This window comes from Nostoc sp. 2RC (genome assembly GCF_014222165.1).
GTDB lineage: Bacteria > Cyanobacteriota > Cyanobacteriia > Cyanobacteriales > Nostocaceae > Nostoc > Nostoc linckia.
Genome location: NZ_JACKZU010000865.1, coordinates 1 through 229 on the forward strand (window position 1 = coordinate 1; position 229 = coordinate 229).

The window sequence follows — 229 nt, forward strand, 5'->3', positions numbered from 1 at the left end:
ATCATGGCCACCATCGATTAGATGGCTTTAAAATACTAGTGACTGGTGGCGATTCAGCAATTGGACGTGCGGCAGCAATTGCTTATGCTAAAGAAGGTGCAGATGTAGCGATTAATTATTTACCAAGTGAACAACAAGATGCCGATGATGTAAAACAAATCATTGAAAATGTTGGGCAAAAAGCTATCTTAATTCCTGGTGATATTAGAGATGAACAATTCAACTATGA

1 protein-coding gene is annotated in these 229 nt (G+C 38.0%); it reads left to right on the plus strand.

Features of this window, described 5'->3' with window-relative positions:
• Window positions 1-38 precede the first annotated feature (38 nt).
• Window positions 39-229, plus strand: a 191-nt coding sequence (locus GNE10_RS36675; protein WP_397326722.1) for an SDR family NAD(P)-dependent oxidoreductase, incomplete at its 3' end; no start/stop codon positions are given.